General features: G+C 60.2%; 10 protein-coding genes. All 10 read left to right on the top strand.

The features are described 5' to 3' along the window. The first annotated feature begins 127 nt into the window (after nucleotides 1-127). The 10 genes from AC3WQZ_RS30805 (at nucleotide 128) to AC3WQZ_RS30850 (ending at nucleotide 13,358) form a co-directional block, all read left to right on the top strand. Complete coding sequence (locus tag AC3WQZ_RS30805) at nucleotides 128-430, top strand: MAPEG family protein (RefSeq protein ID WP_454751288.1); 303 nt, start codon at nucleotides 128-130, stop codon at nucleotides 428-430. Between the two features lie 562 nt (nucleotides 431-992). Then, complete coding sequence (gene czcI, locus AC3WQZ_RS30810) at nucleotides 993-1,340, top strand: cation efflux protein, CzcI family (RefSeq protein ID WP_492301855.1); 348 nt, start codon at nucleotides 993-995, stop codon at nucleotides 1,338-1,340. Nucleotides 1,341-1,412: 72 nt separating this feature from the next. After that, nucleotides 1,413-2,669 carry a TolC family protein gene (locus AC3WQZ_RS30815; protein WP_454751283.1) on the top strand — a complete coding sequence of 419 codons (1,257 nt, stop codon included), beginning with the start codon at nucleotides 1,413-1,415 and terminating at the stop codon, nucleotides 2,667-2,669. Between the two features lie 17 nt (nucleotides 2,670-2,686). Continuing rightward, a complete protein-coding gene (locus tag AC3WQZ_RS30820; protein WP_454751282.1) occupies nucleotides 2,687-4,264 on the top strand; it encodes an efflux RND transporter periplasmic adaptor subunit in 1,578 nt (525 codons plus the stop codon). A 14-nt stretch (nucleotides 4,265-4,278) separates the two neighbouring features. Beyond that, nucleotides 4,279-7,455 (top strand): efflux RND transporter permease subunit, encoded by a 3,177-nt coding sequence (locus AC3WQZ_RS30825; RefSeq protein WP_454751281.1) that lies wholly within the window; start codon nucleotides 4,279-4,281, stop codon nucleotides 7,453-7,455. A 59-nt stretch (nucleotides 7,456-7,514) separates the two neighbouring features. Next, nucleotides 7,515-8,495 carry a cation diffusion facilitator family transporter gene (locus AC3WQZ_RS30830; protein WP_454751280.1) on the top strand — a complete coding sequence of 327 codons (981 nt, stop codon included), beginning with the start codon at nucleotides 7,515-7,517 and terminating at the stop codon, nucleotides 8,493-8,495. After that, nucleotides 8,495-9,172, top strand: coding sequence for a heavy metal response regulator transcription factor (locus tag AC3WQZ_RS30835; protein WP_454751279.1), 678 nt, complete (start codon nucleotides 8,495-8,497; stop codon nucleotides 9,170-9,172). Before AC3WQZ_RS30830 ends, AC3WQZ_RS30835 begins: the two co-directional genes overlap by 1 nt. Before the next feature lie 2 nt (nucleotides 9,173-9,174). Further along, entirely contained in the window at nucleotides 9,175-10,539 is a 1,365-nt protein-coding gene (locus AC3WQZ_RS30840) for a heavy metal sensor histidine kinase (RefSeq protein ID WP_454751278.1), read from the top strand. Nucleotides 10,540-10,798: 259 nt separating this feature from the next. Beyond that, nucleotides 10,799-12,088 carry a TolC family protein gene (locus AC3WQZ_RS30845; RefSeq protein ID WP_454751277.1) on the top strand — a complete coding sequence of 430 codons (1,290 nt, stop codon included), beginning with the start codon at nucleotides 10,799-10,801 and terminating at the stop codon, nucleotides 12,086-12,088. A 61-nt stretch (nucleotides 12,089-12,149) separates the two neighbouring features. Further along, nucleotides 12,150-13,358: an efflux RND transporter periplasmic adaptor subunit gene (locus AC3WQZ_RS30850; protein ID WP_454751276.1), complete on the top strand. Its 1,209-nt coding sequence runs from the start codon at nucleotides 12,150-12,152 to the stop codon at nucleotides 13,356-13,358. Nucleotides 13,359-13,365 lie beyond the last annotated feature (7 nt).

Consider the following 13,365-nt stretch of genomic DNA (forward strand, 5'->3'; position numbering starts at 1 on the left):
AGAAGTTCATGTCGCTGCGAAGACTTTGCGAGGGTTACGATCCGTCGACGATGGGGACAGTTGTGTATAACCGCATGCCCTTACTGACCGCTCGCACGCAACCCGCCAGCCACAGGAACACTGGCAGATCCATGGCTCGGCGTCGGGACAGCCGAGTCCTGCCATTAAGGTGCGAATGGCAGTGCTGCAGAACTCACTGGAACAGACCGTGCTCGCGGTAGGCGCTCATCTGATTCTGGCAACAGTGCTGAACGGCGCGGAACTTCGATTGATACCCATTTTGGTCTTCCTGTACCTGCTTGGTCGCGCGACTTTCGCGTTCGGCTATTCGCGACCGCCCATTGGTCGCGCTTTCGGGATGGCCGTGACTGGAATCTCCACCATCGTCGGTTACCTGTTCGCAACGGCACTTATTCTGGCAGGACGTTGAATGCTCGGGAGCGAGCCGGTATGGGAAACATGGCCACCTTGGTGGCCTGCGGCTTGCCCGGAACCGGCAAGGAAATGCCTCGGCAACATCCTGCTTGGCCCGCCAGGCTCTGACAAACAGGAGGCGTCGGGTGTATAAGAATGCGCTTTGCCCTCTGTCCTTTACTTGCTACGAGCGCCGCGCTATGGACCACAACCATATTTCCTCCGACGTCGCCACAACGATTGCGGTGATGGCCATAGGACTGGTGTTGCTGTACGGAGGCTTTGCGGCCTTCCTCCGATGGCGTCACGGCAAGGCCGCTAGCCAGAGGAAAGCGAAGAGAAAGTACGCAAAGAGCACTCAGCGTCCGAAGCGCCGTGGTTGAGCGTGAATGTCACGCGATGTGCGGTCACAGGGGCGTGCGATGACGGTTTTGTAATGTAGGCGACACTTTCCTGTCCCGCTACTCAGGTACACTTGCGTCTGTTCGTCGCGCGTTACGCCTGACGTCAGCTTTGCAACATTCATGACGGGGCTTTGTCTTGCAAGGCTCCCAAAGACGGTACGCTATACTTCGCCGATGCGACGGGTTTTCCTCATTCTTCTTGCGCTTGTCTTGCCTTTCCAGTTTGCCTGGGCGGGCGCGGCAACGTATTGCCAGCATGAAACCCCCGCGCCGGCCAGTTGGCATTTTGGTCATCATGAACATCACCACAAGGCTGAGCCCAAGGCCGACAAGGACAAGCTGAGCCTCGTCGATAGCGATTGCGGCATTTGTCATATTGCGTCCGCGCCCTTCGCACATGCTGATGCGCCTCGGATGCAAACCGTCCAGCGGGTCGAGCTGGCAACGGCTCCTTCGGAGCCGGATTTCACCTCCCTTTGCGCCAGGGCGCCTGATCGCCCTCAATGGCACCGTCTCGTATAGCCGGCGAGACGACTCTCAACAGATTTCAAGCGTCTCGCCGAATTCTCCTGGTTGATCCCTTGGTGCAATTCGATGCGAAGATTTTTTCTGCCGCTCGGGCTGGCGGCTGCTTTTCTCAGTCCATTTTCCGTTGTCGCGCAATCCCAGCCAGCGGCTCCCCCGTCTGCCTATGCTCCGCGTGAACCCGCCGCGCCGTTGACCCTGGATGCCGCGCTGTCCCTCGCGGCCGCCAGCAACTTCTCTTTGTCCGCCGCGGCCAAGGAGGTGGATGCGAACGAGGGAACCATCATGCAGGCGCGAACGATTCCCAATCCGCAGATCGCCGCAACCGTCGAGGACACGCGAAAAGCAACTCGCAGCACGACCGGCCAGGTCAATATTCCAGTTGAGCTCGGCGGCAAGCGTTCCGCGCGGATCACGGCCGCCGAGCGCGGCAGGGACGTCGCGCAGGCGGAACTGAGCAGCGTTCGCGCGGACCTTCGGGCCACTGTTATCGCCTCCTTCTTTGCGGTTCTGGTGGCACAAGAGCGGGTCCAACTGGCAACCGGCTCTGCGGCCATCGCCGCAAGGGGCGCGCAGGCGGCAGCGCGCCGTGTCGCCGCGGGCAAGATTTCACCAGTAGAGGAAACAAAGGCGCGCGTCGAGCAAGCCAATGCCGAACTGGAGTTGGCAGAGGCCACGTCGGAATTGCAGTCCGCACGTCAGGCCCTTACAGCCCTGTGGGGCAATGCCGTACCTCAGTTTTCTGAGGCGAAGGGGGATCTCGACACATTGCCCGCCCGTCCGGCACCAGATGTGCTTCGCACGGAACTTGAAAACTCTCCCCTCATATTGGCAAGCCGTCTTGCGCTTGACCGGCGCCAGGCGCAGGTTGGCGTCGAGCGCAGTCGCCAATATCCGGACATTACCGTCAGCGTGGGCGCCAAGCGCGACAATGAAGCCGGTCGCAACATGGCGGTTCTGGGGGTTGCGATCCCGCTGCCGCTATTCGATCGAAACCAGGGCAATCTTTACGAGGCCATTCGCCGCGCCGACAAGGCACAGGATGAATACCTGGCTACCCGGGTCCGGCTCACGAACGAGTTGCAACTGGCTTCGAATCAGCTTGCCGTATCCCGCGCGTCAGCCCAGACCCTGAAGAACACCGTCTTGCCGGCGGCCGAACAGGCGTACGACGCGGCAACCAAAGGCTTTGAAGCTGGCAAGTTTAATTTCCTGGATGTGCTCGACGCACAGCGTACCTTGTTCCAGGCACGCATCCGGTATCTGGGTGTCCTGGCGAGAACGTATCAGTCGGCGACCACCATCGACCGCATCCTTGGACGCTAACCACGGATTTCTGAAGAATGGCTATCACGAAGAAGCAGAGCGCCGCCATCGCGGCAATTGTTATCGCAGGTGTACTCGGTATCGGGACAGTGCTGCTGACTGGCAGGACTTCGGGAGATGAAGAAGGCGGGCACGGCCACGCCGAACACGCCGAAGCAAAGGAGCATGACGACGCGGAGCACCATGGCCAGGCCGCCAAGGAAGGCCATGCCGACGACAAGGGCCATGCCGACGAGGAGCACCACGAGGCGGCGAGGAAAGGGCCGCACGGGGGTAACCTGTTTGTCCACGACAAGGATGCGGTTGAACTGGCAATGGTCGAAGAGGGCGGCGAAGCGCGCCTCAGGCTTTGGATTCTGAACGCTGGCAAGCCTGTCGCTTCCGGTGCTTCTGTTGCCGCCGAGATCAAGCGTGCAACTGGAGAAGTGCAGCCGTTGAAGTTTAAGCAGGTGGGCGATTACTTGCAGAGCGAGACCAGCATCGCCGAACCACATGTTTTCGACGCGACGGTGCGGGTGACTGTCGCCGCCGGCAAAGCGCCGATCATTGCTACGCTGGCCAAGGAAGAGGGCAAGCTCGAGCTGAGCGCCGAGCAACTCAAACAGGCCTCGATCGGCATTCAGGTCGCTGGCCCGGCCAAGGTGCAGACCGGGCTGCAGTTCCCTGGCGAAATCCGCTTCAATGAAGACCGCACTGCGCATGTGGTGCCGCGTCTGGCTGGTGTCGTCGAAAGCGTCCCGGCAAACATTGGCCAGCAAGTCAAAAAGGGCCAGGTGCTTGCCATCATCGCAAGCACCGGCCTGTCCGAGCAGCGTAGCGAACTGCTTGCTGCACAGAAGCGGCTGGATCTCGCACAAACCACCTTCGCGCGGGAGAAGAAGCTCTGGGAAGAAAAGATTTCCGCGGAACAGGACTATCTGCAGGCGCGAACTGCCCAGCAGGAAGCGCAGATTGCCGTGCAGAACGCGCAGCAAAAGCTGACAGCCATTGGTGCGAGTGCCGCCGCGAAGGGATTGAACCAATTCGAACTTCGGGCCCCGTTCGACGGCATCATCGTTGAGAAACACCTGGCACTCGGCGAAGCGGTCAAGGAAGACGCCAGCATTTTCACCATCTCAGACCTGTCCACCGTGTGGGCCGAGTTTGTGGTTTCCGCTAAAGACCTGGGCAATGTACGCGTGGGGGAGAAGGTCACCATCAACTCGACTTCCTTTGACGGCAACGCGGAAGGCACGGTGTCTTATGTCGGCTCGTTGCTTGGCGAGCAGACGCGCACGGCCAAGGCGAGAGTGACGTTGGTGAACCCCAATATGGCCTGGCGTCCCGGCCTCTTTGTCACCGTCAACGTGCTGGGCGCGGATGTCGAGGTGCCCGTCGCCGTGGCATCCGAAGCCGTACAGGAGATCAACGGTCAGAATGTCATTTTCCTGGCTGTCCCAGGCGGATTCGTCGCCCAGCCTGTCAAGACCGGTCGCACCAATGGCAAGGTCATTGAAGTGCTGGATGGCCTGAAAGGGGGCACGCGCTATGCGGCAACCAATAGCTTCATTCTCAAAGCGGAACTCGGCAAAGGCAGCGCCGAGCATTCGCATTGATACGGGAGACAGGCATGTTTGAACGTATCATCCGTTTTGCCATCGAGCAGCGCTGGCTGGTGTTGCTGGCCGTTCTCGGGGTCGCGGCACTGGGCGCCTATAACTATACGCGGCTGCCCATTGATGCGGTGCCCGACATCACCAATGTCCAGGTTCAGATCAATACCTCAGCGCCCGGCTATTCGCCCCTCGAGACGGAGCAACGCATCACCTATCCGATCGAGACGGTGATGGCGGGGCTGCCGGGGCTGGAGCAGACGCGCTCGCTTTCCAGATATGGCTTGTCCCAGGTGACGGTCATCTTCAAGGACGGGACCGACATATACTTTGCGCGCCAGCTCGTCAACCAGCGTATTCAGGAGGCGAAGGAGAGACTGCCGGAGGGCATTACGCCGACGATGGGTCCCATCTCCACCGGCCTGGGAGAAATTTATCTCTGGACGGTAGAGGCGGAGCCCGGCGCGAGAAAGCCGAGCGGGGCTCCGTACACGCCAACGGATCTGCGCGAGATCCAGGATTGGGTGGTGAAACCGCAGTTGCGAAACGTGCCAGGCGTGACGGAAATCAACTCCATCGGGGGATTTGCCAAGGAGTATCTTGTTGCCCCGAGTCTGGAACGACTCGCGTCATACGGTCTCACCCTGACTAACGTGGTGACCGCGTTGGATAAGAACAATGACAATGTGGGCGCCGGCTACATCGAACGGCGCGGGGAGCAATACCTCGTGCGCGCTCCTGGGCAGGTCAAATCGATCGACGACATCCGGGACGTCATTGTTGGCACCGCACAAGGCCAACCGATTCGTGTGCGCGATATCGCTGACGTTGAAATCGGCCGCGAGCTTCGTACCGGGGCAGCCACCGAAAACGGCAAGGAAGTCGTCCTGGGCACGGTTTTCATGCTGATCGGCGAGAACAGCCGCGCTGTCTCGCAGGCCGTTGACAAGAAGATGGAGGCGGTGAATCGAACCCTGCCGGATGGGGTCAAGGTCGTGACCGTATACGACCGAACCGTACTGGTTGACAAGGCGATTGCCACGGTCAAGAAGAATCTTCTGGAAGGTGCCATCCTCGTGATCGCCATCCTGTTCTTGTTCCTCGGCAACATCCGCGCAGCGCTTATTACCGCGCTGGTGATTCCGCTGGCCATGTTGTTCACCTTTACAGGAATGGTGAACTACAAAATCAGCGCAAACCTGATGAGTCTGGGGGCACTGGACTTCGGCATCATCATCGACGGTGCGGTCGTGATCGTGGAAAACTGCGTGCGCCGACTTGCCCATGCACAGGCGCACCACGGGCGGCCGCTCACGCGCAGTGAGAGGTTTCATGAAGTGTTTGCCGCGTCGCGTGAAGCGCGCAGGCCGCTATTGTTCGGCCAAATTATCATCATGATCGTCTACCTGCCTATCTTCGCCCTGACCGGCGTGGAAGGGAAGATGTTCCATCCCATGGCATTCACCGTCGTGCTTGCCTTGTTGGGGGCCATGGTGTTGTCGGTGACCTTCGTTCCGGCCGCGGTGGCGCTCTTTATTGGCGAGAAGGTTGCCGAGAAAGAGAACCGCTTGATGGAATGGGCCAAGCACCGTTATGAACCCCTGCTGGACAAGTCTCTGGCTAACACATCCGTCGTCCTGACGTTCGCGTGCGTAGCGATCATTCTTTGTCTTGCGGTGGCATCACGGCTCGGCAGCGAGTTTGTGCCGAATCTCAACGAAGGCGATATCGCAATCCAGGCGCTGCGGATACCAGGTACCAGCCTTTCGCAGTCCGTTGAAATGCAGCAACAGCTTGAATCGAACTTGAAGGCGAAGTTTCCCGAGATTGAACGCATTTTTGCGCGAACAGGCACGGCGGAGATTGCCTCGGATCCGATGCCGCCAAATATCTCGGATGGGTACATCATGCTAAAACCGCAGGCAGAATGGCCCAAGCCAACCAAGTCGCGCGTAGAACTGCTCGCGGCAATCCAGGCTGAGGCGGCCAAGTTACCGGGAAACAACTATGAGTTTTCACAACCGATTCAGCTCCGCTTTAACGAGTTGATTTCGGGGGTACGCTCCGATGTCGCGGTCAAGATCTTCGGAGACGACAACAAAGTTTTGAATGAGACCGCGAACAAGGTCGCCGCTGTTCTGCAGGGGCTACAGGGCGCCACCGAGGTGAAGGTAGAGCAGACTACCGGGCTGCCCATGCTGACCGTAAGCATCGACCGACAAAAAGCCGCACGCTATGGCCTGAATATGAGCGATGTCCAGGATGCCGTTGCCATCGGCATCGGTGGGAAGGCCGCTGGCACATTCTTTCAGGGCGACCGGCGATTTGACATCCTCGTCCGGCTTCCCGATGCGGTTCGGGGTGATATGGAAGCACTGCGCCGGCTACCCGTCCCGCTGACAAAGAACGGGGGCGACAGCCGGACCACATATATACCTCTCAGCGAGGTAGCCGCGCTGGAGTTGGCGCCGGGGCCCAACCAGGTGTCGCGCGAAAATGGCAAGCGCCGGATTGTGGTGAGCGCCAATGTCCGCGGACGGGACATCGGATCGTTTGTGCCGGAGGCGGAAGCGGCGATTCAACGGCAGGTGAAGATTCCGACCGGCTATTGGATGACGTGGGGAGGTACATTCGAACAATTGCAGTCTGCCACCACACGTCTGCAAATCGTGGTGCCTGTCGCTCTCCTGATGGTGTTCGTGCTGCTCTTTGCGATGTTCAACAACGTGAAGGACGGCTTCCTTGTCTTCACCGGTATCCCATTTGCCTTGACCGGCGGTATTCTGGCGCTCTGGATGCGTGGCATTCCTCTTTCGATCTCGGCTGCAGTGGGGTTCATTGCGCTATCCGGTGTCGCCGTCTTGAACGGCTTGGTCATGCTGTCGTTCATTCGTACGCTCCGTGAGGAGGGACGTTCCCTCGAGGACGCCATACGCCTCGGCGCATTGACGCGGCTCAGGCCGGTCCTCATGACTGCGCTCGTCGCGTCGTTGGGTTTCGTTCCGATGGCGATAGCTACCGGGACTGGCGCGGAGGTGCAGAGACCGCTCGCGACGGTGGTCATCGGCGGCATTCTGTCCTCGACCGCCCTGACCCTCTTGGTCCTGCCCGTGCTTTACAGGCTGGCACATCGGCGAGACGAAGACGAGGAAGTAGTCGAGGAAGTCGAGGTTCCGGTGACACAACCCGTATGACCGCAGCTGGGCGGGTGCCAGCGGATGCCGGCATCCGCCCCACTTATCAGGGGACGGCAATGAGCGCAGGACACGATCACAGTCACACAACGGGAAACGAGCGCGCATTGAAGTTTGCGCTTGCCTTGACCTCGACGTTCCTGCTTGTGGAACTGGTCGGAGGTATTCTTACCAAGAGCCTGGCGCTGATTTCCGATGCAGCGCACATGTTCACCGACACGGCGGCACTCGCCATCGCGCTTGCCGCCATCCAGATCGCCAAGCGCCCTGCGGACAAGGCACGCACGTTTGGCTACTACCGTTTCGAGATTCTTGCGGCCGCCTTCAATGCGTTGCTGTTATTCGGCGTGGCGCTATATATCCTGTATGAGGCGTACCTGCGACTGAAATCACCGCCAGAAATCGAATCCACTGGGATGCTGGTGATCGCCACCGTGGGCCTGCTGGTGAATCTCATCAGCATGCGAATGCTTTCCGGAGGGAAAGACCAGAGCCTGAATGTCAAAGGCGCCTATCTAGAGGTTTGGAGCGATCTTCTGGGCTCGCTCGGAGTCATTGTCGGCGCCGTTGTCATCCGCCTGACGGGCTGGTCTTGGGTCGACTCCGCAGTGGCGGTACTGATAGGGCTATGGGTCCTGCCCAGGACCTGGATTCTGATGAAATCCAGCCTGAATATTCTTCTGGAAGGTGTTCCGGAAGACATTCAGATTGAGAGCGTGGAAGCAGCTTTGCTATCGGTCAAGGGCGTGGAGAGCATTCACGATTTGCATGTTTGGGCGCTCACCAGCGGCAAGATCAGTCTCACGGTCCACATAGTCAACGATTCCCGAGTGGACCCCGAGCGCGAGATTCTGCCCGGCATTCGTGAACTGCTGGCGAAGCAGTTTGGTATTACGCACATCACCATACAAGCCGAACTGACGCCTTGCTGGCAGGCGGATCCGATCTCGCACTTTGCGTCGGCTGCCCAGTATGCGAATCAGATCGGTCTGGCCGGAAAGGGCAACGAAGCCAGGCACGACCATGGGGGACATGAGTAGTGAAAGTTCTGGTCATTGAGGACGAGGCGCGAACCGCCGCGTACCTGCAGAAAGGGTTGACCGAGTCGGGCTTTGTGGTGGACGTGGCAAAGAGCGGCACCGACGGCTTGCATCTTGCCGAAGAGATGGCATACGACGTGATTTTGTTGGACGTGATGCTGCCGGGCGCTGACGGCTGGAGCGTACTCAAATCCATTCGGAGAAGGCGTAACACCCCGGTGCTGTTCTTGACGGCTAGGGATGAAGTCTCCGACCGGGTGAAGGGATTCGATCTCGGGGCCGATGACTATTTGGTAAAACCGTTCGCATTCGCGGAGCTCCTGGCGAGAATCCGGCGTTGCTTGCGCCAAAGCATCGGACGCGAGTCCGAACGTCTAGTCATCGCCGACCTGGAAATTGATGTGCTAGGGCGGCGTGTATCCCGTGGCGGCGCGAAGGTGGAGCTGACAGCGCAGGAGTTCGCCTTACTCCACCTTCTCGCAAGACGTTGCGGGGAAGTATTGTCGCGCCCATCGATCGCTTCTCATGTGTGGGACGTGAACTTTGACACGGATACCAACGTCGTGGATGTCGCGATTCGCCGCTTGCGAGCCAAGATCGACGATCCGTTCCAAACTAAACTGATTCACACGGTACGTGGCATGGGATATGTACTTGACCCGCAGCGCGGGCAATAGCCATGCCACGGTCCCTCCCTAGCAGGCTAGCGCTGCTCTTTGCCATTTTGGTAACGGTGGCGCTTACCAGCGTGGGAGCCTATTCCTATTATTCCCTAATGGCCCAGCTCGAGTCGCGCGACGAGGAACTCATCCGCGGTAAGCTGGCCCAGGTGGATCACCTTATTCGCGAGATGGATGCGGTCAACGGAATCCCGGATTCCGCACATCGCATCGATGATCTGGTCCGCGGATATGATGGTTTGGCAATACGGGTCCGAGCGCAGACAGGGCAACTGCTGTATCGAACCAGCGATACACTCCCACAGAACTTCGATTTAAACACCCCCCGTATTGAGCCTCGCATCGATACACCGCTTCTGACAGGTCGGCGGACCACGGTATTCGGCGACCGTGGCGCAGTGGCGATCGTGACGATTGCTCAAAGTGGGACCGAGCGAGCACAAGTTATCCGGAGCTTCAAGTACCGTCTCCTGATAGGTACGACTGTGTCGGTCATCTTGACCGCGATGCTTGGCGCGATCATCACCCGGCGGGAGCTTCGGCCGGCACAGCGATTGGTGCAGCAAGTCCATCGTATCAATGTGGAGCAGCTCGGCTATCGGGTTGACGCGCCGACGCGTCCTGCCGAGGTAAGAGAGATTGCGAATGCGTTCAATGAGATGCTGCAGCGTCTGGAGTCAGGCTACGCGCGACTCTATCGGTTTTCTGCCGACCTCGCCCACGATATGCGCACGCCGATGAACAATCTCATTGGCCATGCGGAAGTGGTGCTGTCGAAGGAGCGCAATGCCGCCGAATATGCCGCAGTGCTGGAGGAGAGCCTGCTCGAGTACCAGCGACTGTCGCGCATGATCGATTCCATGTTGTTCCTGGCACGCGCCGAGGGGGCCAATGTTCGACTTGATTTGACTAGCCTCGATCTGGAGGAGGTGCTGTCTAAGGTGGCGGACTACTTCTCCATCCTTGCCGAGGAGCGGGGCATCACGATTTCCGTGACAGCGAAGGGGCACGTGCTGGCCGATTCCATGCTGTTTCGCCGTGCCGTCAATAATGTTCTGGACAACGCAATCCGACACGCCGACGCCGGATCCATGGTTGCAATCCGAAGCGCGATGGTTGGAGCAGAGGTCGTAGTCCAGGTCTCGAATCGCGGCGAACCGATCCCGGAAGAGGATCTCGAGCATATCTTCGAGCGCTTCTATCGAGGCGACCGCGCGCGCTCGAATGGCTATCGCTCGACGGGGCTGGGACTTGCCATTGTGCGCTCCATTATGGAGTTACATGGCGGCACCGTGAGGGCTGTGAATATTGAGGGCCGCATCACCCGCTTCGAATTGCGATTTGGTGGCGCCGCGCGCGGATAGGAGAGGTGACACGAAGGGCGGCGGTTCAGTCGATGGGAGTCCTGGTTCTTGCCACAAGGTATTTTTCTACCGGTCGGAAGTTGCCTCGCCCCTGTTTGCGGACTAATGTTCACAGCAGGTGGGACAGGGTAAGCGTCTAATTGCACGATCGATACAGGGCAGGTGCGCTAAGGCGGCCGGGGCGCTCGCAGGGCCCGTCAGGCGTAGGAAGCTGGTGGCCCCTGCGGGTTTTTGAAACGACAGGCGACTTCGACGGAACATGGTATTGAACCCTCGTTGGTTGTGCGCGCGCCTTGGCCGCCTGGCCGGGGTGCTCACGCTCTTGGCCTTCGTTCCTGACCTCAGCGCCGCCGAATCCTTTCTTACGCTGGAGCGGGCCTGGCAGATCGCCGAGCAGGCCAATCCAGCGCTCAACGCGGCACAGGCCAGCCTTGGCGCCGTCGAGGGGCAACTCACCGACGCCCGGAGTCCTCTGTGGAACAACCCTCACCTGAATGCCGAAGGGTTGCGGCGCACGGTTCCGCAGCCTGGCGCCGGGGACGGTATCCAGCGGGAATGGCGGGCTCAGTTCAGTCAGGCGCTTGAGATCGCTGGCCAGCAAGGATACCGACGGACCGCGGCGGAGCAGGATCTGGCGGCGCTCCAGGAGGTTGTGGAAGAAACACGAAGGCAAGTTCGGGCCGAAGTCGAGCGGGGATTTGTCCGCGTGCTAAGCCTCCAGGCCCGCGCCGCCATGGAGGCGGAGGTCGTCGCCTTGATTCGGGACAATGTCAGCGTTGCGAGAAAGCGGTTCGAGGCAGGCGAGGACACGAAGCTTGACCACAACCTTGCTGAAGTAGAACTAGGGCGCGCCGACAACCAGCTCGAGGCGGTGCGCGAACAACTGCTCCGCGCCCGCGCCGACCTCGCGGCGACGCTGCAACTGCCAGCGGATACGCTGCCGCAAGTCCAAGGCGACCTTGTTTCTGATGCCGCTGATTTGCCGTATAGCCTCGAGCAGCTATTGTCGACGGCTTCCACCCGGCCCCGACTGCGTGCCCTCGATCACCGGGAGCAGGCCGCCCGCAGTCGCCTTGGCCTGGAGCGGGCCGCGGTCTTTCCGGATGTCACCGTGGGACTCTTCGCTGGTCGCGAAGGGCCGGTACAGGGACGCGAGAGGATTGTAGGGCTGAGCGTTTCGCTGCCGCTACCGCTATTTCGCCGCAATGCAGCAGGCATCGGCAGGGCGGGCACCGAGCTTACCCAGGCCCAGCTTGAGCGACAGGCCGCTATCCGCGATACCAGCGCAAGCGTGATAGTCCTGTGGCAAAACTTGGCAAACGTGCGCCAGCGCGTCACCAAGGTGGAGCAGTTTGTCCTGCGCCGCCTGCGGGAGAACCAGCGCCTCTCCGCCACGGCCTACCGCGCCGGAGAGATCAGCCTCACACAGCTTTTGCTTGCGACGCGGCAAGTCCTGGATACTCGACGCGAGGTGCTGGATGCCCTAACCGAACTGGCCCTGACGCGCGTCGAGTTGGAACAAGCGGCAGGTTGGCTGAGGTCGAAATGATACCCCTCGGTCGGATGTTACATGAGCGCCACACTGAGGGGCCCGCCTCGAAGGTTCACGCATGAAGGCACTCTTCCTATTCCAGCGATGCCGCGTCCTTGCGGCCGGGCTGTCGGTGCTGGCCTTGTCAGGCTGCGGCCGGGGCGAACCACCAACGCCCCAAGCTGCTGCGACCCAACAGAGCCAGGAGTCGTCGCAAGACACCGACAAGCCCGGCGGTGCGGAACGGCTCAAGCTCAGTGCCGAGGAAATCCGCGCGGCGGGTATCAAGACGGCAGGACTGAGCGAAGAGGAGGTCGCCGAGCAATTGACCGTGACCGCCACGATTCGGCCCAATCAGGAGCGAATCGTCCACGTGGCGCCGCGGGTGCCGGGGCGCATCGTCAAGGTCCAGGCGAATCTGGGCGATGCGGTGCGGGCCGGCCAGACGCTCGCGGTGCTAGATAGCCTGGAAGTTGGCGAAGCCCATTCGGCTTATCTGCAGGCAAGGACTGCTCAGGCAGTGGCTAAAGCCGACTTCGAACGTGCCGAAAAGCTCCACGGCGAGCAGATCATCGCCCAGAAGGACCACCTGCGCGCGCATGCCGAGTACGAAAAGTCGAAGGCGGCATTCGCTGCTGCTGCGGATCGTCTGCGCATGCTCGGGGTAAGCCAGGTGCTTTCATCCAACGGCAACGCGGTTTCCACGTTTCCGCTGATATCTCCATTCACCGGAACAGTCATTGAAAAGCACGCTATCTTGGGCGAGCTGGCGCAGCCGGACAAGCAGCTCTTCGTCATTGCCGATCTGTCTCGCTTGTGGATCGAGGCGAACCTTTTTGAAAAGGATCTCAGCAAGGTGCAGATTGGAGCGCCGGCCGTCATCACCGTTGCCGCCTACCCCGACGAAGCCTTTCAGGGCCGGCTAACCTATATCGCAGCGGTCGTAGACAAGGAGACGCGGACGGTGCAGGCGCGGGTGGAAGTGACCAACCTCGACGGACGCCTCAAGCCGGAGATGTTCGCTACAGCCGCGATACACACCCGCAGTGGCTCCAACCGCAAAGCGCTCTTGCTGCCGGAAGAGGGCGTGGTCTTAATGCAAGGCCAACCCACGGTCTTTGTTGAATCGGGAGGTGGCTTTGAGCCGCGCCCAGTGGAACTGGGCGTAAGACTTCGCGACCGCGTCGAAGTCAAGAAGGGGCTCGCCGTGGGCGAGACGGTGGTGACAGCGGGAACCTACGCCCTCAAGGCGCGCCTTTTGAAGGCACAACTGGGCGAAGGCCACTAGGACGCTG

It is taken from the genome of Cupriavidus sp. FW305-26 (genome assembly GCF_058787975.1).

What these genes read in the sequence shown, in the direction of transcription:
- czcI (WP_492301855.1), top strand. Translation starts at nt 993, where the DNA reads ATGCGACGGGTTTTCCTCATTCTTCTTGCGCTTGTCTTGCCTTTCCAG.
- AC3WQZ_RS30815 (WP_454751283.1), top strand. Translation starts at nt 1,413, where the DNA reads ATGCGAAGATTTTTTCTGCCGCTCGGGCTGGCGGCTGCTTTTCTCAGT.
- AC3WQZ_RS30820 (WP_454751282.1), top strand. Translation starts at nt 2,687, where the DNA reads ATGGCTATCACGAAGAAGCAGAGCGCCGCCATCGCGGCAATTGTTATC.
- AC3WQZ_RS30825 (WP_454751281.1), top strand. Translation starts at nt 4,279, where the DNA reads ATGTTTGAACGTATCATCCGTTTTGCCATCGAGCAGCGCTGGCTGGTG.
- AC3WQZ_RS30830 (WP_454751280.1), top strand. Translation starts at nt 7,515, where the DNA reads ATGAGCGCAGGACACGATCACAGTCACACAACGGGAAACGAGCGCGCA.
- AC3WQZ_RS30840 (WP_454751278.1), top strand. Translation starts at nt 9,175, where the DNA reads ATGCCACGGTCCCTCCCTAGCAGGCTAGCGCTGCTCTTTGCCATTTTG.
- AC3WQZ_RS30845 (WP_454751277.1), top strand. Translation starts at nt 10,799, where the DNA reads ATGGTATTGAACCCTCGTTGGTTGTGCGCGCGCCTTGGCCGCCTGGCC.
- AC3WQZ_RS30850 (WP_454751276.1), top strand. Translation starts at nt 12,150, where the DNA reads ATGAAGGCACTCTTCCTATTCCAGCGATGCCGCGTCCTTGCGGCCGGG.